The sequence below is a fragment of the Paraburkholderia sp. A1RI-2L genome (assembly GCF_048957375.1).
In the GTDB taxonomy this organism is placed as follows: Bacteria; Pseudomonadota; Gammaproteobacteria; order Burkholderiales; family Burkholderiaceae; genus Paraburkholderia.
Window position 1 is genome coordinate 1,981,357 of sequence record NZ_JARBTA010000001.1, and the last position, 21,251, is coordinate 2,002,607.

The following is a 21,251-nucleotide window of genomic DNA, read 5'->3' on the forward strand; positions in this document are numbered from 1 at the left end:
GTGCAGCGCGAGTCGCATCAACCGCGGCATCAGCTCCTGGCACTCACGGCTTGCTGCGCACCGTTGTCGCGTTTGGCGCGGCGATAGACCCAAATCATCATCAGCACGCCCACGACGATCATCGGCAACGAGAGCCATTGCCCCATCGAAAAACCCAACGCGAGCAAACCGAGGAAATCGTCGGGCTCGCGAGCGAACTCCACGGTGAAGCGCGCGAGACCATAGCCGATCAGGAACATCGCCGAAATCGCGCCCACGGGACGCTGCTTGCGCGCGAACAGAATCAGCACGATGAAGAGCGCAATGCCCTCGAGGGCGATTTCATAGAGCTCGGACGGGTGACGCGGCAGCAAATGATATTGTGCGAACACCTCGTTCAGATGCCACTGCGCAGCCTGTTGCGGATGCGCGGCAAGCCACGCGGCGTCGTCGTTGGCGGCGCCCGGGAACAGCATGGCCCACGGCGCGTCCGGCGAGGTCACGCGGCCCCACAGCTCGCCGTTGATGAAGTTGCCAAGACGCCCTGCGGCGAGCCCCGTGGGCACCATCGGCGCGACGAAGTCGGTGACCTGCAGCCAGGTGCGCCCGCGCTGCCACGCGAACAGGACCATCGCGAAAGTCACGCCGAGAAAGCCGCCGTGGAACGACATGCCGCCTTCCCACACCTTGAAGATGTCGAGCGGATGCGCGAAGTACCAGCTCGCCTTGTAGAACACGACGTAGCCGAGGCGCCCGCCGAGCACCGTGCCGAGCACGCCGTAGAACAGCATGTCGTCGATGTCCTTGACGGTCCAGCCCTGCGCGGCCACGTAAGGCAGACGCAGGCGCAGCCGGCCGATCACGATCGCGAGGATGAAGCCGACGAGATACATGAGGCCGTACCAGCGCACGGCGAGCGGCCCCAGATGAATGGCGATGGGGTCGAAATTCGGGTGGATGAGCATCGTGAAATCAGTGCTTGTCGGCGGTGAGGTTTGAAATCGAGTTGTAAAAATCAGCACAAAAATGCGCGGCGCGTGCGTTGGACGGCTTCAAGGCTGCACAGTTCGCTTCGCGTGCTGCGGCGACACATTATCGCCGAGACGAGCGGGCATGAACCAAAACGCGCCTCCCACGCGGCTCACTGCGGGTTCACTGCGGGTTCGGGGGACAGATGGCGCGGAGAATATATTGGACATTGTGCTCGCGAAACTCCATTCTTCTTCGCACACGCCGGCGCATTCCCCAGAGCCCCCAGCCCGGCAACCGACAAGATTCGAGACACTGTCACGGAGCGTCCCCATGGCCTATAACCGTCGTTCGAAGCACATTACGCAAGGCGTCGCCCGCTCGCCGAACCGGTCGATGTATTACGCGCTCGGCTATGAAAAGGCCGACTTCGACAAGCCGATGATCGGCATCGCCAACGGCCACTCGACCATCACGCCCTGCAACGCGGGCCTGCAGCGCCTCGCGGACGCGGCCGTCGCGGCGGTCAAGGGCGCAAACGCCAATCCGCAGATCTTCGGCACGCCCACGATCTCGGACGGCATGTCGATGGGCACCGAGGGCATGAAGTACTCGCTCGTCTCGCGCGAGGTGATCGCCGACTGTATCGAGACCTGCGTGCAGGGCCAGTGGATGGATGGCGTAGTCGTGATCGGCGGCTGCGACAAGAACATGCCCGGCGGCATGATCGCGCTCGCGCGCATCAACGTGCCCGGCATCTACGTGTACGGCGGCACGATCCGCCCCGGCAACTGGAAGGGCAAGGACCTGACCATCGTGTCGGCGTTCGAGGCCGTGGGCGAGTTCACCGCGGGCCGCATGACCGAGGAGGACTTCGAGGGCGTCGAGAAAAACGCGTGCCCGTCCACGGGTTCGTGCGGCGGCATGTACACGGCCAACACGATGAGCTCCTCGTTCGAGGCGCTCGGCATGTCGCTCCTGTATTCGTCGACGATGGCCAACCCAGATGAGGAAAAGGTCGATTCGGCCGCCGAGTCGGCGCGCGTGCTCGTCGAGGCGGTCAAGAAGGACCTCAAGCCGCGCGACATCATCACGAAGAAGTCGATCGAGAATGCCGTGGCGCTGATCATGGCCACGGGCGGCTCGACCAACGCGGTGCTGCACTATCTTGCCATTGCGCATGCCGCGGAAATCGACTGGAGCATCGACGACTTCGAGCGCATGCGCAAGAAAGTGCCGGTGATCTGCGATCTGAAGCCTTCGGGCCAGTATGTGGCGACCGATCTGCACAAGGCCGGCGGTATTCCCCAGGTGCTCAAGATCCTGCTCGACGCAGGCCTGTTGCACGGCGAGTGCATGACCATCACCGGCAAGACCATCGCCGAGGAACTGAAGGACGTGCCGGCGAAGCCGCGCGCCGATCAAAAGGTCATCTTCCCGATCGACCAGGCGCTCTATAAGGAAGGCCACCTCGCGATCCTCAAGGGCAACCTCGCGCTTGATGGCGCCGTCGCCAAGATCACGGGCCTGAAAAATCCCGTGATCACCGGCCCGGCGCGCGTGTTCGACGACGAGCAAAGCGCAATGGAAGCGATCCTCGCCGACAAGATCAAGGCCGGCGATGTGGTGGTGCTGCGCTACCTCGGCCCGAAGGGCGGCCCGGGCATGCCGGAGATGCTCGCGCCCACCTCGGCGATCATCGGCAAGGGGCTCGGCGAATCCGTGGGGCTCATCACCGACGGCCGCTTCTCGGGCGGCACGTGGGGCATGGTGGTGGGCCACGTCGCGCCCGAAGCGTTCGAAGGCGGCGCCATCGCGCTCGTGCAGGAGGGCGACTCGATCACCATCGACGCGCACCAGCTGCTGCTGCAACTGAATATCGACGACGCCGAACTCGCGCGCCGCCGCGCGGCCTGGAAACAGCCGGCGCCGCGCTACACGCGGGGCGTGCTCGCGAAATACGCCGCGCTGGCGCGTCCCGCGAACAAGGGTGCGGTCACGGGCTGAGAACCGGAGGCCGAGAACCCGCGGAGCTGAGAACGATCAGACCCGCGGCAGGCGCAAAATCGGCGCAACGTAAAGGCGTCGGGGACGCCGTAAGGAGGGCGCACGGACCGTGCGCCCTTTGCTCTTATAATGCGACCACACGGCCGGCGAACAAGCTGGCGGAGACCAGTATGAAACTGAAGTCGCACGCGAAGAACGACACAGCGACGCCCGTTGCCGCGCTGGCGCTGGCATTGGCGCTAGCCACGACGAGCGCCCACGCACAGAACGGTCCGGGCCCGAGCGGGCTTGCCCTCGCGCAACAGCAGAACTGCATGAGCTGCCATTCGGTGACGCGCACCTTCATGGGCCCGTCGCTCCACCACGTCGCGGCGAAGTACGCGGACAAGGCCGACGCGCAAAGCTATCTCGCGCGCAAGATCCTGGAAGGCAGCAACGGCGTGTGGGGCTCGGTGCCCATGCCCGCGAACACCCAATTGACTTCCGCTCAGGCGGCCTCGCTCGCGAACTGGATCCTCACGCTGAAATAATCCATACGGGCCTGCGTGCAGCACGGCCCGCCGCAAAACCGCTTCAGGCCGCCGGAGGCGTCGATTGCGCCGCGCGCGCGGCCAGTTCCTCGCGCACCGCAGCCTTCACCCAGCCCTTCAATTCAGCTTCGAGCGCGAGACCGATTTCGCGTGACACCTGCCCGACGATCCAGTGCGCGTGCTCCTGCATTGCCGCGGCGCAGCGCGCCTCGATCACGTCGCGCCCATCGCCAGTGAGCCAGCTCATGGCCCGTCCGCTCAGCCGTTCGACGAGCGCTTCGGCGTCGGGAGGAAGGGGGCTATCGGGAACTTCGGCGCACACGCCAGCCCTCGGCTCGGGTGTGGATGCCTGTGCCGACACGGTCTCGAACGGCGACCCATGACGACCGCGCAGCAGGTTGCCCTGCACGAGCGGTTCATTCAGCATCGGGATCTCGGGTTCGTCAGCGCGATGAAAATCGGACACGATCACCTCCTTTGGATTTCGATCAAACAATAAAGGAGAGACAAGCAGCCGGCGTGCCGGGTTCAATAGGGGTCAAGCGCCCTGCTTGTAGTTGTTCAACGCATAGCCGCGGTCGCGGTAGAAGCGGTAGCGCTCGCGCCCCGAGGCGAGCTCCTCGGGCGTGTCGCCGATCACTTCGAGCAGGCGCTCGAAGCGCGCGAACTGCGGCGGGACCGCCGAGCCCAGGTTGAGCAGCACGCCATGATGCGGCGCCTGCTCGAGATCCGCGCTCAGCACGATGGGCGTTTGCGCGGCGTGCGCGCTGCCGGCCATGCAGTGCGGCACGAAATCGAGCGGCGAAAAAGTCCACAGCATCTCGTCGAACGCGCGCAGGCGCGCGGGCTCGGCCAGCACGACAGCTTGCTGGCCGGCCTGATACGCCTTGCGCACGAGCCGGCACGCGTACATCAGCGAATCGCCGACGTTCGTGTGGAAGTCGATGCGCGTCATTGCCCTGCGCGACCGTCCGCGGCCCGATCGATCAAGAACTGCGCGAGCAGCGGCACGGGACGGCCCGTCGCGCCCTTCGCCGCGCCGCTCTTCCATGCGGTGCCCGCGATGTCGAGGTGAGCCCACGGATAGTTTTGCGTGAAGCGCGAGAGGAAGCACGCCGCCGTCACGCTGCCCGCCGGACGGCCGCCGATATTGGCGAGATCGGCGAAATTCGACTTGAGCTGGTCCTGGTACTCCTCGTCGAGCGGCAGGCGCCACGCCGGATCGATCGCCTCGCGCGAAGCATCGAGCAATTCGCCCGCGAGTGCATCGTCCGTCGAGAACAGGCCGCTGTTGTGATGGCCGAGCGCGATGATGCAAGCGCCCGTGAGCGTGGCGATGTCGATCACGGCGGCCGGCTTGAAGCGTTCGGCATAGGTGAGCGCGTCGCACAGGATCAGGCGGCCTTCGGCGTCGGTGTTGAGTACCTCGACCGTGAGGCCCGCCATCGTCGTGACGATGTCGCCGGGCTTCGTGGCGTTGCCCGCGGGCATGTTCTCGCAGGTGGGAATGATGCCGATCACGTTGAGCTTCAGGCCCATTTCGGCGACTGCGCGCAGCGTGCCGAGCACCGAGCCCGCACCGCACATGTCGTATTTCATCTCGTCCATGCCCTCGCCGGGCTTGAGCGAGATGCCGCCCGTGTCGAACGTGATGCCCTTGCCCACCAGCACGACCGGCGCGGCCTTCGCGCTCGCGCCCTGGTAGTGCAGCACGATGAATTGCGGCGGCTCGACCGACCCCTTTGTAACAGAAAGAAACGATCCCATCTTGAGCGCTTCGATCTGGCGCTGGCCGAGCACTTCGACCTTGAGCTTCCAGTCGCGCGCGAGCTTCTTGGCCGTGGCCGCGAGGTAGGTGGGCGTGCAGACGTTGCCCGGCAGATTGCCGAGGTCGCGCGTGAGGTCCATGCCGTTGGCGAGCGCCACGGCCTGCTTGCCGGCGAGCTTCGCGGCCTTTTCGTCCGCGGCGTCGACGCTGAAGACCACGCGCTTGAGCGCGCGCTGCGCGAGCTCAGGCTTGCTCTTCATCTGCGTGAAGCGGTAGGTCTCGTTGCGCAGCGCAAGGATTGCAGCGCGCACGCCCCAGTCGCTCGTGCGATCCTTGACGGGCAGCTGTGCGAGCGTGAACGTGACCTGTGCGATCTTGGTGCCGAGAATCGCGCGCCACGCGGCCTTGACGGCCTCGCCATAGGCCTTCTGGCCGAATGCATCCTGCTTGCCGAGGCCGACGAGCAGCACGCGCGAAGCGCCGATGCCGGTCACTTCCGGCAGAAACAGCGTCGAGCCGGCCTTGCCGTCGATGTCGCCGGACTTCACGAGGCGAACGATTGCGCCGCCGATGGCGCGGTCGATCACGAATGCCGGGCCCGAAAGGGTCTGCGCCTCGAAGACGCCCACCACGACGCAATCCGACTTGCCAGTCAGGAAGGGACCTTCCCCGCCTTTGCTCCAGTCACAGGCTTTTATGCTAAAGTCCATCGCGCTTGTCCTCGGATAAAATCAGGGCTTAGGATGAAAGCCGCAATTATCCGCTATTTTTCCCGCGGCGGCTCCCGAGCCGTTGCGCGAGCCGCGCGCCGCCCGGCGCGGGCCGCCCGCCCTCTTCATCAACAATGATCTTCGAACGTTCCCTGCAGCGAGAACTCGCGTATACGGCCGGCGCCGTGTTCATGGTTCTGCTCACGATCATGCTGACGACGATGATGATCCGCATCGTCGGCTTCGCGGCTTCCGGCCAGATCGACCCGCGCGACGTGCTGGTCCTGATCGGCCTGACCGTGATCGGCTATCTCGCGGTGATGCTGATCGTCACGCTCTTCGTGTCGATCCTGTTTGTGCTCACGCGCTGGTACAAGGATTCCGAAATGGTCGTCTGGCTCGCCTCCGGGGTGAGCCTCACGCGCCTCATCAAGCCGATCGCCGTTTTTTCGACGCCGATCATCCTGCTGATCGTGTTTTTCGCCTTCGTCGGCTGGCCGTGGTCGAACGCGCAAAGCAAGCTGATCCGCGCGCGCTTTCAGCAGCGCGATGAAGTATCGCTCCTCGCGCCGGGCCAGTTCCGCGAATCGCCCACCACGCACCGCGTGTTCTTCATCGAGAGCATGAACCCCGACAAGGGCCGCGTGGACAATGTGTTCGTCACGAGCACCGAAAACGGCAAGGTCAACGTGATCGTCTCGAAGACCGGCCACACCGAAACCGAGAAGAACGGCGACCGCTTCGTCGTGCTCGAGAACGGCCGCCGCTACGACGGCGAGCCCGGCCACCCCGACTTCCGCATCACCGAGTTCCAGCGCTACGGCGTCAAGGTCCAGAGCCAGCCCGTGGTCGCCACGCCCACGGCGAGCAGCACCTCCACGCTGGATCTGCTGCGCAATCCGAGCGGCGACAATCTCGGCGAATTCGCCTGGCGCGCGGGCCTGCCGCTCATCGCGATCAACCTGATGCTGCTCGCAATCCCGCTCGCGTATCAAAACCCGCGCCGCGGGCGCACCATCAATCTCGTGATGGCCGTGCTGATCTACCTCACCTACTCGAACTTGCTCAACGTCGTGCAATCGCAGGTCGAGCAGGGCAAGATGCTGTTCGGCGTCGGCCTCGTCGCGCTGCACGTCGTGGTGCTCGCGCTGGTCGTCTTCATCTTCTGGCTGCGCGTGCGCAACCGGCCGCTCTTCACGCGCGCGATGTTCCAGCGCACGTCCCAGGGGAGCTGACCGATGCGCATCTACGAGAAGTATTTCGCACGCCAGGTCTACGTGACCTTCGTGTTCATCCTGTTTGCGTTTTCGGGTCTGTTCTTTTTCTTCGACCTGATCAACGAGCTGAACTCGGTCGGCCACGGCAACTACAAGTTCATGTACGCGGTGCTGCGCGTCTCGCTGCAGGCGCCGTCGCGGCTCTACGAGATCATTCCGGTGGCGGCGCTCATCGCCGCGATCTACGTGTTCGCGCAGATGGCCGCCAATTCCGAGTACACGATCTTTCGCGTGTCCGGTCTCGCGACCGGTCAAGCGCTGCGCTCGCTCCTGAAGATCGGCATTCCGCTCGTGCTGCTCACCTACCTCATGGGCGAAGTGATCGGGCCGTACACCGATCAGCTCTCCGAGCGCGTGCGCCTCGAGGCGCTCGGCTCCGCCGTGTCGTCCGACTTCAAGTCGGGGGTGTGGGTGAAGGACACGCTCACCGCGCGCGCCGACGGCCAACAGGCCACGCGCTTCGTCAACGTGGGCGAACTGCTGCCCGACGCGACGATCACCAACGTGCGCATCTACGAATTCGATTCGCAGTTCAGGCTCTCGAACGTGCGCGTCGCGAAGAGCGGCAAGTATCAGCCGCCGGGGCACTGGCTGCTCAAGGACGTGACGGATACCCAGCTCATCAGCGTGACGCCGCCGCCGAGCCAGCCCACGGATGCGCTCAATCCGGTCTATCGCGCGCAGCAAACCGCCGTGCCCGAGTACTCGCTGCGCTCGGAGCTCACGCCGCAGATTCTTTCGGTGCTGCTGGTCTCGCCCGATCGCATGTCGATGTTCAACCTGTTCCGCTATATCCAGCACCTTGCGGAAAACCATCAGGACACGCAGCGCTACGAGATCGCGTTCTGGCGCAAGCTGATCTACCCGTTCGCGGTGTTCGTGATGCTGGTGCTCTCGCTGCCGTTCGCGTACCTGCATACGCGCGCGGGCGTGGTGGGCATCAAGGTGTTCGGCGGGATCATGCTCGGCATGAGCTTCCAGCTCGTGAACACGCTGTTCTCGCACATCGGTACACTGAACACGTGGCCTGCGCCGCTCACTGCAGCGACGCCGGGTCTCATCTATCTGGCGCTCGGGTTGTTCAGCCTGAAATGGGTCGACCGGCACTAACGTCGATCTGACGCGCGGGTATCGATTAGCGGCCAGACCACGCTCCTCAGGAAAATACGGCGATGGGCACGCACGGCATGATCCTCTTCGGCCACGGCGCGCGCGATGCGCGCTGGAAAGAGCCGTTCACGCGGCTCGCGGGCAAGCTCGCCGCCACGCGCGGCGCGGCGCGGCCCGTGAGTCTCGCCTTCCTCGAACTCATGACGCCGAGCCTGCCCGAGGCCATCGCCGAACAAGCGGCGCTGGGCTGCGACGCCATCACGGTGGTGCCGGTGTTTTTCGGCCAGGGCGGCCATATCCGGCGCGACCTGCCCGCACTCATCGCGCAATGCCAGGCGGCGCATCCGCACGTGCGGCTCTCGTGCGCGAGCGCCGTGGGCGAGGACGACGGCGTGCTCGACGCGATCGTGCAGTACTGTCTCGCGCAAGAGCATGACTAGAACGCACTAACGCCTGCACCAAAGCAAACGGGCCGCTTCATTCAGCGGCCCGTCGCACGTTCTGCTACCCCTGTTGTTTTTCGTTGCCTCATGCGGCCCGACAGCCCGGCATCTCGTCCCGGGTCTCGTCTTCAGCCTGCGACTGCTGCACCGACCGCTCGGCAAAAGCCTCGCCGATCATGAGCAGGCTCGGCTGTGCCGGATCGAGCCAGTCGTGCGCCTCGCCCGCTTCGAGCCCCGCGAGCGTCAGCGTGAGCGTGCGTTCGCGCGCCGTGCTGCAGGCCTCGACGATCGCCACGGGCGTCGCGCCCGCGCGGCCCGCTTCGATCAACTGCCGGGCGATCTCCGGCGCGCTGTCGCGGCCCATGTAGAACACCAGCGAATCGGCATTGACCTGCTCGCGGATCTCCTCGCTGCCCGCTGCGCGCGAGTACGTCGCAAGCGCGACGCTGCGCGACACGCCGCGCAGCGTGAGCGAGCGTTGCAGCGTGGCCGCGCTCGCCAGCGCGGCCGTGATGCCCGGCACGATCTCGTACTCGATGCCCGCCGCTTCGAGCGCGCGCATCTCTTCGTCGGCGCGGCCGAACAGCATCGGGTCGCCGCCCTTCAGGCGCACCACCACGTCGTGCTCGCGCGCCGCATCGACGATCTGCTTGTTGATGAAGTGCTGCGCCGTCGAGCGCTGGCCGCAACGCTTGCCGACCGCGATGAATTTCGCGTCCTGCGGGGCGTAATCCAGCATCGCCGGCTCGACGAGCGCATCGTGCAGCACGACCTGCGCCCGCGCGAGCAGACGCGCGCCGCGCACCGTGATGAGGTCCGCCGCACCTGGTCCGGCGCCGATCAGATAAACCTTGCCCATTTGCCTCGTTGACTCCTGTGTCGGCGCGCCGCCATCGAACCCTGGCGGCGGCGCGCTGTCACCTACGCGCCGTGCCGCGTCAGGCGGCAACCGCGCGAATCATGCCTGCGGCCACCGTGTGGTGCGTCGCCTCGTCGATGAGGACGAACGCGCCGGTGCCGGGGTGCACATCATACAGGTCCGCTACGACCGGCCTTTGCAGCGTGAGCGCCACGCGGCCGATGTCGTTCATCGCGAGGTTGTGGCGGTCGGTGGCGTGCGAGAGCGTGTGCACGTCGAGCACTTCCTTGACCGCGCCGATCTTCGCGAACACCGTGCTGGTGGTCTGCTTGAGCAGATACTTGCGCTGCGACGAGAGCGGCTCTTCGTCGAACCAGCAGAGGTCCGCTTCGAGCTTCTTCGCGGGCTCCACCGTGTCGTTTGCCGGCACGAAAGTGTCGCCGCGCGAAACGTCCACATCTTCGGCGAGACGGATCGTGACGGTCTGGCCCGCGAACGCGCGGTCGACCTGCGCCGTGCCGCCCGGCACCGGCGCGATGATCTCGGCCACCGTAGCCGCACGCCCCGCCGGCAGCACCGTGATGGCGTCGCCAATCTTCACTTCGCCCGCTTCGATGCGGCCCATGTAGCCGCGGAAGTCGTCGGCGCTCGAGCCGTCCTGGCGCGCAACCCACTGCACCGGGAAGCGCAGCGCGTCGCCCGTGGCCTGCTCGACCGGCAGCGCCTCGAGCACGTCGAGCAGCGGCTCGCCCGCGTACCACGGCATGCGCTCGCTCGCGGCCACGATGTTATCGCCCTTGAGCGCCGAAACCGGCACGAAGCGCACGTTCTCCAGACCGAGCTGGCGCGCGAGCGCGACGTAGGCGTCGCGGATCAGATCGAAGGTGGCTTCGCTGTAGTCGACCAGATCCATCTTGTTGATCGCGACGATCACGTGCTGGAGGCCCAGCAGCTTGACGATCGCGCTGTGGCGCTTGGTTTGCGGCAGCAATTGCGTCACGCCGTTCTCGACCGTCACGCGCGTGGCGTCGATCAGGATGATCGCGGCGTGGGCCGTGGAAGCGCCCGTGACCATGTTGCGCGTGTACTGCTCGTGGCCCGGCGTGTCGGCGATGATGAACTTGCGCCGTGCCGTGGCGAAGTAGCGGTACGCCACGTCGATCGTGATGCCCTGCTCGCGCTCGGCTTCGAGGCCGTCGGTGAGCAGCGACAGGTCGATCTCGTCGCCCACGGTGCGCTTGTTCTTCGCGCGCGAGAGCGCCGAGAGCTGGTCGCTCAGGACTGCTTTGCTGTCGTACAGCAGGCGGCCGATCAGCGTGCTCTTGCCGTCGTCCACGCTGCCCGCCGTGATGAAGCGCAGCACGCCGAGGTCTTCAGGTTGGTGCGTCGTAACCATATTCGTTTCTTCCTCTGCGTGCTCTTTAGAAATAACCTTGCTTCTTGCGCTGTTCCATCGCGGCTTCCGACGCCTGGTCGTCCATGCGCGTCGCGCCGCGTTCCGTGATTTCGGTCACGGCCGTCTCGGCGATGATCTTCTCGACGTTGTCGGCATCGCTTTCCACCGGGCATGTGCAGCTGATGTCGCCCACCGTGCGGAAACGCACCTGCGCCATTTCGCTGACTTCGCCATCCTTCATCGGCGTGAGCGGCGTGACCGGCACGAGCAGGCCGTTGCGGCGCACGATCTCGCGCTGGTGCGCGTAGTAGATCGACGGCAGTTCGAGCTTCTCGCGCTCGATGTACTGCCACACGTCCAGCTCGGTCCAGTTGGAAATCGGGAACACGCGCAGATGCTCGCCCTTGTGCAGGCGTGCGTTGTAGATGCTCCACAGTTCCGGGCGCTGCGCCTTCGGGTCCCACTGGCCGAATTCGTCGCGGAACGAGAAAATGCGCTCCTTCGCGCGAGCCTTCTCTTCGTCACGGCGCGCACCGCCGATCATCGCCGTGTAGCCGTATTGCTCGATGGTTTCGAGCAGCGTGACGGCCTGGGCGGCGTTGCGCGAATCGGTTTCGCGGCGCAGGCGCACGGTGCCCTTCTTGATCGAATCCTCGACGTGGCCCACCACGAGCTCGGCGCCGATTTCGGCGGCGCGGCGATCGCGGAAGTCGATCACCTCTTCGTAGTTGTGGCCCGTGTCGATGTGCACGAGCGGGAACGGCAGCGAGGTCTTGCGGTTCGCGCCGAGGCCGAAGGCCTTGAGCGCCAGCGCCAGCACCACCACCGAGTCCTTGCCGCCCGAGAACAGCAGCGCGGGCTTGCTGCACTCGGCAACGAGTTCGCGCAGGATGTGGATCGACTCGGCTTCGAGCCAGTCGAGATGGTCCATGCGGTTCGCCGTGACCTGGAGCGGTGCGTTCACTGCGGAATCGAGCGTCGTGCTCATGTTCGGATCCTTCGTCTAGGCGCCCCCGTTGATGGGACGCGGTGCTCTGTGTTCGACTTCGCGCCGCCTTTGCAGGCATTGGCGCGACAACCTTCAAATCTAGTTCGCCTGGCCGGCGGCTGGCGCTTGCACAACCGGAATCGCGGAAACCGACGTGATGTGCAGCCCGCATTCCTTCGTGTCGCGCGACTCCCACCACCAGCGCCCCGCCCGGCTGTCTTCGCCCGGACGCACGGCCCGCGTACAGGGCTCACAGCCGATGCTCGGGTAACCGCGCGCGTGCAGCGGGTTCACCGGCACGTCGAAGGCGCGCAGATACGTCCACACCTCGGCTTCGGTCCAGTCCGCGAGCGGATTGAACTTGGCGATGCCGCGCGCGCCGTCCTGCTCTTCCTCGTGCAGCTCGGCACGCGTCACCGACTGCTCGCGACGCTGACCCGTGACCCAGGCCGAAACGTCCGAAAGCGCGCGGTTCAGCGGCTCGACCTTGCGGATCTCGCAGCAGCGCTTGCGCAGATCGATGCTCTCGTAAAACGCATTCAGGCCATGCTGCGCGACGTATTCATCGACGGCGTCCTGTTGCGGATGGAACTGCTCGATCTCGTAGCCGTAGCGCTCGCGCACGCTGTCGACCATGCCGAGCGTTTCCGCATGCAGGCGGCCCGTGTTCAGCGAGAAGACACCGATCTTCACGCCGCGCGAGAGGATCGCGTGGGTGAGCAGCATGTCTTCGGCTGCGAGGCTGCTCGCGAGCTTCACGCTGGCGTGGCGCGCGGCGATCGAATCGAGCAGCGCGTCGAGGCGCTCGATCTTCGCCTGCAGTTCAGCCGGGATGTCGTTGGCCGTTGTGTCCAAAGCGGTGCTCATGCTGCAGCGCCTTGTTGGGCTGCCAGCGCGGCACGGCGGCGGAACAGCGGCGACGGCTCGTCGAACGCGCCCTGGTATTGCACCGTGAACTCGGTGAATGCGTTGAGCGCGTCGTTGATGTCCTTGTCGGCGCGCAGCGCGTACGCATCGAAGCCGCAGCGCTCATAGAAGCGCAGCTGGTCGCGCAGCACGTCGCCGATCGCGCGCAGTTCGCCCTTGTAGCCAAAGCGCTCGCGCAACAGACGCGCGATCGAATAGCCGCGGCCATCGCGGAACACCGGGAAGTCCACGCCGATCAGCGCGATCTTCTCGAAGTCGCCGGCGATGTCGGCCGGTTCGCTGTCCGGCGCGAGCCACACGCCCAGTTCGTCCTTGCCGCGCGAAGCGACCAGCGCGTCGCGCTCGGCCTGCCACAGCGCGAGCGGCACCAGCACCTTGCCGGCGGGCAGCGCCGACACTTCAGGCAGGGCGCCGTCTTCGGCCGCACGCACGACTTGCCACGTGTCTTCAACGATCTCGCGATTTTTGATGATCAATGCCATTGCTCTTACTCTCGTGTCTCGTTGCGTTCAGGCGTGGGCCGGCTGGCGCGATGCGTACACGCGCTCCTTGAAGGGCGCGATGCCGATACGGTCGTACGTGTCGATGAAGCGCTCGCCGTCGATGCGGTGCTCGACGAACGTGTCGATCACCTTTTGCACCACCTCGGGCATCTCTTCAGCCGAGAACGACGGGCCGATCACGCGGCCAAGGCGCGTGCCGCTGGCGCCGTTGCCCTGCTCGCCGCCGAGCGTGACCTGATACCACTCGGAGCCGTCCTTATCCACGCCCAGCACGCCGATATTGCCGACGTGGTGGTGACCGCACGCATTGATGCAGCCCGAGATGTTCAGCGACAGGTCGCCCAGGTCGTAGACGTAGTCGAGGTTCTCGAAGCGCTCCTGGATCGCGAGCGCGATGGGGATCGACTTCGCATTCGCGAGCGAGCAGAAGTCGCCGCCCGGGCACGCGATGATGTCGGTCAACAAGCCGATGTTCGGCGTGGCGAAGCCTTGCTCCTTCGCCTTTTCCCACACTGCGAAGAGGTCGCGCTTCTTGACGTCGGCGAGAACCAGGTTCTGCTCGTGCGAGATACGGATCTTGCCGAACGCGTATTCGTCGGCCCAGTCGGCCACGGCTTCCATTTGCTTGTCGGTGGCGTCACCGGGCGCGACCTTGCCCGTCTTGAGCGAGAACGTCACCGATGCATAGCCCGGCACGCGGTGCGGACGCACGTTGCGCTCGACCCAGCGCGCGAACGCGCGGTTCTCGAGCAGATGCTTCTCGTACGAGGCGTCCGTATCGGCGAGCTTCTCGTAGGCCGGCGGCACGAAATATTGCGCCACGCGGTCGAGCTCGGCTTGCGTGAGCGTCGAGGGGCCGTCCTTCAGATGCTGCCACTCCTCTTCGACTTGCTCGGCGAACTTCGCCGGCGAGAGCGCCTTCACGAGGATCTTGATACGCGCCTTGTAGATGTTGTCGCGGCGGCCATAGCGGTTGTACACGCGCAGCACGGCTTCGCAGTAGGTCAGCAGATGCTGCCACGGCAGGTCGCGCTTGATGATGGCACCGACGATCGGCGTGCGGCCGAGGCCACCGCCCGCGAGGATGCTCGCGACCACTTCGCCCTTCTCGTTACGGTCGAGATAGACGCCCAGGTCGTGGATCTGCACGGCCACGCGGTCTTCCTTCGTACCGCAGACGGCGATCTTGAACTTGCGCGGCAGCCACGCGAACTCGGGGTGAAACGTCGACCACTGGCGCAGGATCTCGGCCCACGGACGCGGATCGACGATCTCGTCGGGCGCGACGCCCGCGAACTGGTCGGCGGTGATGTTGCGAATGCAGTTACCCGAAGTCTGGATGGCGTGCATCTGCACCGAGGCGAGCTTGCGCAGGATTTCCGGCGTCTCTTCGAGCTTGATCCAGTTGTACTGGACGTTCGTGCGCGTCGAGAAGTGGCCATACCCACGGTCGTGCTCGCGGGCGATGCGGCCGAGCATGCGCAACTGGTCGCTGCGCAGGTTGCCGTACGGCACCGCGATGCGATGCATGTAGGCGTGGCGCTGATAGTACAGGCCGTTCTGCAGGCGCAGCGGGCGGAATTCTTCTTCGCTCAACTCGCCCGAGAGGCGCCGGCGAACCTGGTCGCTGTATTGCGCGACGCGTTCGTCAACGATGGTCTGGTCGTACTGATCGTATTGGTACATTCGGGGACCCCAGGGTTGTTCATTCGCAGCGTTCCGGTTACGCCGCGCGCTCCGATTCGATTCGACCGTCTTGATCTGGCTTCCGGTTGGCGTGCTTGAAATGCGCCGTTCCTTTGCTAATGACCAAAACAGATATCCATATTGGAAAACTTGGAGGAATGGTAATAAACTCGCCTTATAATTCAAACGATCTAAAAATCAGGTTGATATGCCAAGGGGTTATATATGAACCTCCACCAGTTCCGTTTCGTGCGCGAGGCCGTGCGCCAGAATTTCAATCTCACGGAAGCGGCCAAGGCCCTGTATACAAGCCAGCCGGGCGTCTCGAAGGCCATCATCGAGCTGGAGGATGAACTCGGGGTCGAAATCTTTACGCGCCATGGCAAGCGCGTGCGCTCGCTCACGGAGCCAGGACGCATCATCCTTGCCTCTGTTGAGCGCATCCTGCAGGAGGTGGAAAGCCTCAAGCGCGTGGGCAAGGACTACGCCGCGCAGGATCAGGGCAACCTGACCATCGCCGCCACGCACACTCAGGCGCGCTATTCGCTGCCGGCCGCCATCGCGGAATTCAAGCGGCGCTTCCCGAAGGTCCACCTTTCAATTCTGCAAGGCAGCCCCACCCAGGTGGCCGAGATGGTGCTGCACGACCAGGCCGACCTCTGCATCGCGACCGAGGCCATTTCCGGCTACAAGGAACTGGTGTCGCTGCCCTGCTTCACCTGGCACCATGTGGCGATGATGCTGCCGGACCATCCGCTGCTCGAGCGCAAGCCGCTCTCGCTCGACGATCTGGCCCAATTTCCGCTGATCACTTATGACAATGCGTTCGCGGGCCGCACCAAGATCAACGACGCGTTCCGCCTGCGCGGCCTCTCGCCCGACATCGTGCTCGAGGCCATCGACGCGGACGTGATCAAGACCTACGTGGAACTGGGTCTGGGCGTGGGCATCATGGCCGATATCGCGTTCAACGCCGAACGCGACCGCCATCTGCGCGCCGTGCCGGTGGGGCATCTGTTCGGCAGCAACGTGACGCGGGTGGCCCTCAAACAGGGCGCGTACCTGCGCAGCTACGTCTATACGCTGGTGGAATTGCTCTCGCCGAGCCTGAACCGCAAGCTGATCGAGCAGGCGCTCAAGGGCGAGCACGAGACCTACGAGCTGTAACGGCGCGCGAGCGCCGGAAGAAACCACAACGCAACACGACAACAACGCTTTTCGCTTCATATCCTCCTGGAGACCCATCGCATGAAGCTGCAACCGCGCCTGATTCCGTCCTTGTGCTCGTTTGTGCGCTCGCCCCTCGGCGCGCTACGCCCGCTCGCAGCGGCTGCCGCGCTGGCGACGGCCGCGTTCGCGCCCGCCGCGCACGCCGACCTCAAGGTCGGCATCGATCTGTCGAGCACCGGCCCCGCCGCGGCCATCGGCATCACGAGCAAGAACGCCATCCTGATGTGGCCCCCGGAGATCGCAGGCCAGAAGACCGACTACATCGTGCTCGACGACGGCTCCGACCCTGGCGCGGCGGTGCGCAACATCCGCAAGCTCATCAACGAGGACCACGTCGACGTGATCGTGGGGCCGAACATCACGCCGGCCGCGCTCGCCGCGCTCGACCCCGTGGCCGAAGCCAAAACGCCGATGATCACGCTGGTGGGTTCGGCCTCGGTGGTCGAGCCGCAGCAAGGCGCGCGCGTATGGGCCTTCAAGATGGCGCAGACCGACGCCGCCATGGCCGACGTGATGACGCACTACATGGCCGCGCACGGCGTGAAGACCGTGGGCTTCATCGGCTTTGCCGACAGCTACGGCGACAGCTGGCTCAACGAGTTCACGAAGTTCGCGAAGGACCGCAACATCCAGATCGTGGCGACCGAGCGCTTTAACCGCACCGACGCCAGCGTGACCGGCCAGATCCTCAAGCTGATGGCCGCGAAACCCGACGCCGTGCTGATCGCGGGCGCCGGCACGCCCACGGTGCTGCCGCAGCGCACACTGGTCGAGCGCGGCTACAAGGGCGCGATCTATCAGACCCACGGCATCGCCACGCCGGAGTTCATCAAGCTCGGCGGCAAGGACGTGGAAGGCACGCTGTTCCCGACGCAGCCCGTGGTGGTCGCGCGCACGCTGCCGGCGGACCACCCGGCGCACAAGGCCGCGCTAGCGTTCGTCGATGCTTATGAGGCGAAATACGGCCCGGGCACGGTCACGCAGTTCGCTGGCGACGCCGCCGGCGTCTACCCGCGCCTTCAGGATGCGGTGAAGCGCGCGCTCAAGACCGCCCAGCCCGGCACCGAGGCGTTTCGCGTGGCGCTGCGCCGGGAGCTCGAAGGCGCCCACGAGCTGGTGGTGCCCAACGGCGTGGTCAACACCAGCGAAAAGGACCACGTGGGCCTCGACCAGCGCGCGAGCGTGATGGGCACGATACGCGGCGGCAAGTTCGTGTATCTCGCGCAGTGATTCGGGTTGCCGGCTGGTTCGGCGGGCTCGGCCGGTTCGCTAGCCGGCAACAGCCGGCCAGCGCGGGCGGCGGCCGTTCGAGCTTCAAGTTTTACTCCCGCGAGCGGGCGCAAGGCCCGGCCGCGGGTCTTCCAGCGCCTCGCGCGCCTTCGCGCGGAACCAGGCATCGTGCGTGGCCGGATCGAGCGCGAAGTCGAGGGGCAAAGCGCCTTCGTTCGCGACGCTCGTGAGCAGGATGCGCACGGCGTCCGAAACCGTGAGCCCCATGTTTTCGAGCACCGCCGACGCGCGCTCCTTGAGCGCCGGATCGACGCGCACCTGGACCAATGCGCTTGCGCCCATCCCCCAACTCCTTCGCGTGATGTTCGAAGCCACCCTGTAATTCATCTGTATTACGCCAGACATGCTGTTCCTTTGAAGCGGGTTAGAGACGCTTCGAGTTTCGCTGCCCGATGCGTTCGCGCACATTCGTCCGAATGGCCAGGCGGGCCTCCCCACGCATTCGAGCCAGGACAAATACTGATCCGCTTGTGCATTTCCAGCGCCGGCCGCAAGGCGCGGCGCGAAAGCCCTTTGGTACAATCTCGCGGTTGCCTGGCACCGTTTTCAGCGTGTGTTTGCTGGTTTTCCGAGGCCTGGCCATCTGCACAGAACCCGAACCATAACGCCGAGTCACCATGAATATCGAACAAGCGCGTTTCAACATGATCGAGCAGCAGATTCGCCCCTGGGACGTGCTCGACCAGGACGTCCTGAACCTCCTTTCGATCGTCAAGCGAGAGCATTTCGTCCCCGCGGCCTATGTCGATCTCGCGTTCGCCGACCTCGAAGTGCCACTGCCCAACGGTCAGCACATGCTGGCGCCGCGCGTCGAGGCGCGCGTGCTCCAGGAGCTCGCGGTGAAAAAGCACGAGAGCGTGCTCGAGATCGGCGCGGGTTCGGGCTACATGGCGGCGCTGCTCGCGCATCGCGCTCAGAAGGTGCTGAGCGTGGAGATCGACCCGGAACTCGCCGAATTCGCGCGTGCCAACTTCGTGAAGAACGGCGTGCTCAACGCCGAAGTCGTGCAGGGCGACGGCTCGCGCGGCTGGGCCGCGAATGCGCCCTACGACGTGATCTGCGTCTCGGGCGGCCTGCCGGTGGTGCCGCAGGAACTGCTCGAACAATTGAAGGTGGGCGGGCGGCTGGCCGCTTTCGTCGGCGACGCGCCGGTCATGGAAGCGCAGATCATCACGCGCATGGACGAGAAGCAATACCGCATCGCGACCGTGTTCGAAACGTATGTCGAGCCGCTCGAGAACGCAGTGCAGCCCTCGCGTTTCAAGTTTTAAACCACGGTGTTTCCGGCGGGCCGCATAAGCGGCTCGTCTCATTTCTACGACTGAGTCTCCCATGCAGAATCTGACCGCCCCCGCCCTCGCCGAATGGCTCGCCGACACCTCGCGCGGCGCCCCCGTGCTGCTCGACGTGCGCGAGCCGTGGGAAATCCAGACCGCCAGCATCGCCGGCAGCGTCCCGATCCCGATGGCCCAGATTCCGGCGCGCAGCGAAGAACTGGACGACGAAGCGCAGATCGTCTGCATCTGCCACCACGGCGCGCGCAGCGCCCAGGTCGCGATGTTCCTCGAGTCGCGCGGCTTCACGAAGGTGTTCAACCTGCAAGGCGGCATCGACGCGTGGTCGCGCCAGGTCGATCCGAAGGTGCCCACCTACTGATCGCTCACGGTTCACCGACGAATCGCGCGAGGCATGGCCGGCGCGTGATGCGCTACCCTGCGCATCCAGTCGCCGCCCGCACCTGCCCCATATTTTCCGCATGCCGCTTCACGAAGATCTCGCCGCGCCCGCCAGCCCCGCCTCGCGCAACCCGATTCATCACGAATGGGCCGCGAAACTCGAACTCGGCTTCGAGCTTCGCGGCGAGCGCACGACGCTCGCGCACCGGCTGCACACGGGACCGTTGCGCGTGCAACGACCGCTCTATCCCGAAGGCGATGCGATCTGTCACGCGGTGATCGTGCATCCGCCGGCGGGCATCGCGGGTGGCGACCGGCTCGACATCGACGTGAATGTCGGCGCTGGCGCTCATGCCGTGCTCACCACGCCGGGCGCCACCAAGTGGTACAAGTCCAATGGCCGCGTGGCGCGCCAGCGCATCAAGCTGCGCGTGGGCGCGAACGCCAGTCTCGACTGGCTGCCGCAGAACAATCTCGTCTTCGATCACGCGCACGCCGAGCTCGACTTCTCGCTCACGCTCGCCGAAAGCGCGACGGCGATCGGCTGGGACGCCGTGCAACTCGGCCGCCAGGCCGCCGGCGAGCGCTGGTCGGCCGGCATGGTGCGCTCGCTCACTCGGGTCGCGCGCGCCGCCGCACCCGGTGCTGACGAACAACTCCTCTGGTTCGAACGCGCGCTCATGGACGCCGCCGACCCGCTGCGCGACGCTCCCCAGGGCCTCGCCGGCTATCCGGCGTTCGGCATGCTGTGGGCCGTTGGCCCGGCCTGCAACGAGGCGCTCGCGCAAGACCTCGCGCTCACGCTCCCCTTCGACGACGCGCTGCGCGCGGGCGCCACCTGCGTTGCGCCAGGCGTGCTGCTGGTGCGCGTCATCGCGCGCTCGATGGAGCCGCTGCAGCAAACGCTCGCGCAGTGCTGGAGCCGGCTGCGCCCGATCGTGCACGGCGTAACGGCAGCGCCGCTGCGCCTCTGGACGACCTGACCCCCACCGCCCCTTTCACGCACCACGTCGGCGCGTCTATACGCCATCGAAGCGCATCGATGCATCAACAAGGTGCGCAAATTCCGCGCGAAGGTGCATTCAAAGTGTCCCGTCATTGGCATACACCTTGCGTAATGCCTGCATCGCCATGTCCGCGCGATCCCAAGGAACTGCAAGCTGCCCGTAACCTCGCTGCCGTAAGCTGACGCGGCACGATCGGGCCCGGATGGTTGGCCCCCGGTTAGCCGTTCCAACTTATTAAAAACGATGAAGCTCACGCCACGCGAGAAAGACAAGCTCCTGATCTTCACCGCCGCGCTGCTCGCCGAACGGCGTCGCGCGCGCGGCCTCAAGCTCAACTATCCGGAAGCGGTCGCCTTCATCAGCGCCGCGCTGATGGAAGCCGCCCGCGACGGCAAGACCGTCGCCGAGGTCATGCACTACGGCACCACGCTGCTCACGCGCGACGACGTGATGGAAGGCGTGCCCGAGATGATCCCCGACATTCAGGTCGAGGCCACCTTCCCCGACGGCACGAAGCTCGTGACCGTCCACCATCCGATTCCTTGAGAGTGCCGCTCATGATCCCCGGCGAAATGCTGATCGACGACGGCGAAATCGAGCTCAACGCGGGCCGCGAAACCGTGACCGTGACCGTCGCGAACACCGGCGACCGCCCCGTGCAGGTCGGTTCGCACTATCACTTCTACGAAGTCAACGAAGCGCTCTCGTTCGAGCGCGAGGCCGCGCGCGGCTTTCGCCTGAACATTGCGGCGGGCACCGCCGTGCGCTTCGAGCCCGGCCAGGAGCGCACCGTCGAGCTGGTCGCGTTCGCGGGCGAGCGCGCCGTCTACGGCTTCAACGGCAAGGTCATGGGCCCGCTCTGAGCGCGGCGCCCGCCTCCGAATTCATCAGGATTC

23 protein-coding genes are annotated in these 21,251 nt (G+C 65.5%); 12 read left to right on the forward strand and 11 right to left on the reverse strand.

Going from position 1 to position 21,251, the window contains the following annotated elements:
- Nucleotides 1-29: 29 nt before the first annotated feature.
- The gene (lgt, locus tag PWP93_RS09150) at nt 30-944 is read right to left on the reverse strand and encodes a prolipoprotein diacylglyceryl transferase (RefSeq protein ID WP_421023387.1); all 915 of its coding nucleotides are present in this window, start codon (nt 942-944) and stop codon (nt 30-32) included.
- Nucleotides 945-1,281: 337 nt separating this feature from the next.
- On the opposite strand from lgt, the gene ilvD reads away from it, so the two are divergent.
- Complete coding sequence (gene ilvD, locus PWP93_RS09155; protein ID WP_421044232.1) at nt 1,282-2,955, forward strand: dihydroxy-acid dehydratase; 1,674 nt, start codon at nt 1,282-1,284, stop codon at nt 2,953-2,955.
- 170 nt (nt 2,956-3,125) lie between these two features.
- Entirely contained in the window at nt 3,126-3,485 is a 360-nt protein-coding gene (locus PWP93_RS09160) for a c-type cytochrome (protein ID WP_421044233.1), read from the forward strand.
- A 43-nt stretch (nt 3,486-3,528) separates the two neighbouring features.
- Here PWP93_RS09160 and PWP93_RS09165 read toward each other — a convergent pair whose 3' ends face one another.
- The 3 genes from PWP93_RS09165 to PWP93_RS09175 all read right to left on the reverse strand — a co-directional run bounded on the left by PWP93_RS09165 (nt 3,529) and on the right by PWP93_RS09175 (nt 5,963).
- Complete coding sequence (locus PWP93_RS09165) at nt 3,529-3,951, reverse strand: DUF2486 family protein (RefSeq protein ID WP_421044234.1); 423 nt, start codon at nt 3,949-3,951, stop codon at nt 3,529-3,531.
- Nucleotides 3,952-4,023: 72 nt separating this feature from the next.
- A complete protein-coding gene (locus PWP93_RS09170) occupies nt 4,024-4,440 on the reverse strand; it encodes a DNA polymerase III subunit chi (RefSeq protein ID WP_421044235.1) in 417 nt (138 codons plus the stop codon).
- Nucleotides 4,437-5,963 (reverse strand): leucyl aminopeptidase, encoded by a 1,527-nt coding sequence (locus PWP93_RS09175; RefSeq protein WP_421044236.1) that lies wholly within the window; start codon nt 5,961-5,963, stop codon nt 4,437-4,439. The genes PWP93_RS09170 and PWP93_RS09175 overlap by 4 nt, the downstream gene beginning before the upstream one ends.
- 134 nt (nt 5,964-6,097) lie before the next feature.
- Here PWP93_RS09175 and lptF point away from each other — a divergent pair, with 134 nt between their 5' ends.
- From lptF to PWP93_RS09190, 3 genes are all read left to right on the forward strand, one after another.
- Nucleotides 6,098-7,198 carry an LPS export ABC transporter permease LptF gene (lptF, locus tag PWP93_RS09180; protein WP_421044237.1) on the forward strand — a complete coding sequence of 367 codons (1,101 nt, stop codon included), beginning with the start codon at nt 6,098-6,100 and terminating at the stop codon, nt 7,196-7,198.
- 3 nt (nt 7,199-7,201) lie between these two features.
- The gene (gene lptG, locus PWP93_RS09185) at nt 7,202-8,350 is read left to right on the forward strand and encodes an LPS export ABC transporter permease LptG (RefSeq protein WP_421044238.1); all 1,149 of its coding nucleotides are present in this window, start codon (nt 7,202-7,204) and stop codon (nt 8,348-8,350) included.
- A 62-nt stretch (nt 8,351-8,412) separates the two neighbouring features.
- On the forward strand, nt 8,413-8,790 hold the full coding sequence (locus tag PWP93_RS09190; protein ID WP_421044239.1) for a sirohydrochlorin chelatase: 378 nt from the start codon (nt 8,413-8,415) through the stop codon (nt 8,788-8,790).
- Nucleotides 8,791-8,878: 88 nt separating this feature from the next.
- On the opposite strand, the gene cobA is transcribed toward PWP93_RS09190, so the two are convergent.
- The 6 genes from cobA to PWP93_RS09220 form a co-directional block, all read right to left on the reverse strand.
- The gene (gene cobA, locus PWP93_RS09195) at nt 8,879-9,652 is read right to left on the reverse strand and encodes a uroporphyrinogen-III C-methyltransferase (protein ID WP_421044240.1); all 774 of its coding nucleotides are present in this window, start codon (nt 9,650-9,652) and stop codon (nt 8,879-8,881) included.
- Between the two features lie 79 nt (nt 9,653-9,731).
- The gene (locus PWP93_RS09200) at nt 9,732-11,048 is read right to left on the reverse strand and encodes a sulfate adenylyltransferase subunit 1 (protein WP_421044241.1); all 1,317 of its coding nucleotides are present in this window, start codon (nt 11,046-11,048) and stop codon (nt 9,732-9,734) included.
- Between the two features lie 25 nt (nt 11,049-11,073).
- Complete coding sequence (cysD, locus tag PWP93_RS09205; protein WP_421044242.1) at nt 11,074-12,036, reverse strand: sulfate adenylyltransferase subunit CysD; 963 nt, start codon at nt 12,034-12,036, stop codon at nt 11,074-11,076.
- Nucleotides 12,037-12,135: 99 nt separating this feature from the next.
- Nucleotides 12,136-12,903: a phosphoadenylyl-sulfate reductase gene (locus tag PWP93_RS09210; RefSeq protein ID WP_421044243.1), complete on the reverse strand. Its 768-nt coding sequence runs from the start codon at nt 12,901-12,903 to the stop codon at nt 12,136-12,138.
- A complete protein-coding gene (locus PWP93_RS09215; RefSeq protein ID WP_421044244.1) occupies nt 12,900-13,445 on the reverse strand; it encodes a DUF934 domain-containing protein in 546 nt (181 codons plus the stop codon). Before PWP93_RS09215 ends, PWP93_RS09210 begins: the two co-directional genes overlap by 4 nt.
- Before the next feature lie 27 nt (nt 13,446-13,472).
- The gene (locus tag PWP93_RS09220; RefSeq protein ID WP_421023372.1) at nt 13,473-15,152 is read right to left on the reverse strand and encodes a nitrite/sulfite reductase; all 1,680 of its coding nucleotides are present in this window, start codon (nt 15,150-15,152) and stop codon (nt 13,473-13,475) included.
- 225 nt (nt 15,153-15,377) lie between these two features.
- On the opposite strand from PWP93_RS09220, the gene PWP93_RS09225 reads away from it, so the two are divergent.
- Nucleotides 15,378-16,319: a CysB family HTH-type transcriptional regulator gene (locus PWP93_RS09225; RefSeq protein ID WP_035527474.1), complete on the forward strand. Its 942-nt coding sequence runs from the start codon at nt 15,378-15,380 to the stop codon at nt 16,317-16,319.
- 81 nt (nt 16,320-16,400) lie between these two features.
- Nucleotides 16,401-17,612: an ABC transporter substrate-binding protein gene (locus tag PWP93_RS09230; protein WP_421044245.1), complete on the forward strand. Its 1,212-nt coding sequence runs from the start codon at nt 16,401-16,403 to the stop codon at nt 17,610-17,612.
- Nucleotides 17,613-17,696: 84 nt separating this feature from the next.
- On the opposite strand, the gene PWP93_RS09235 is transcribed toward PWP93_RS09230, so the two are convergent.
- Nucleotides 17,697-17,954, reverse strand: coding sequence for a type II toxin-antitoxin system RelB/DinJ family antitoxin (locus tag PWP93_RS09235; protein ID WP_421044246.1), 258 nt, complete (start codon nt 17,952-17,954; stop codon nt 17,697-17,699).
- Nucleotides 17,955-18,289: 335 nt separating this feature from the next.
- Here PWP93_RS09235 and PWP93_RS09240 point away from each other — a divergent pair, with 335 nt between their 5' ends.
- The 5 genes from PWP93_RS09240 to PWP93_RS09260 all read left to right on the forward strand — a co-directional run bounded on the left by PWP93_RS09240 (nt 18,290) and on the right by PWP93_RS09260 (nt 21,218).
- Nucleotides 18,290-18,943, forward strand: coding sequence for a protein-L-isoaspartate O-methyltransferase family protein (locus tag PWP93_RS09240; RefSeq protein WP_421023369.1), 654 nt, complete (start codon nt 18,290-18,292; stop codon nt 18,941-18,943).
- A gap of 61 nt (nt 18,944-19,004) precedes the next feature.
- Nucleotides 19,005-19,328: a rhodanese-like domain-containing protein gene (locus tag PWP93_RS09245; RefSeq protein WP_421044247.1), complete on the forward strand. Its 324-nt coding sequence runs from the start codon at nt 19,005-19,007 to the stop codon at nt 19,326-19,328.
- Nucleotides 19,329-19,428: 100 nt separating this feature from the next.
- Nucleotides 19,429-20,331: an urease accessory protein UreD gene (locus PWP93_RS09250; protein WP_421044248.1), complete on the forward strand. Its 903-nt coding sequence runs from the start codon at nt 19,429-19,431 to the stop codon at nt 20,329-20,331.
- Nucleotides 20,332-20,598: 267 nt separating this feature from the next.
- Nucleotides 20,599-20,901, forward strand: coding sequence for an urease subunit gamma (gene ureA / locus PWP93_RS09255; RefSeq protein WP_017773123.1), 303 nt, complete (start codon nt 20,599-20,601; stop codon nt 20,899-20,901).
- An 11-nt stretch (nt 20,902-20,912) separates the two neighbouring features.
- Nucleotides 20,913-21,218: an urease subunit beta gene (locus PWP93_RS09260; protein ID WP_213297028.1), complete on the forward strand. Its 306-nt coding sequence runs from the start codon at nt 20,913-20,915 to the stop codon at nt 21,216-21,218.
- Nucleotides 21,219-21,251 lie beyond the last annotated feature (33 nt).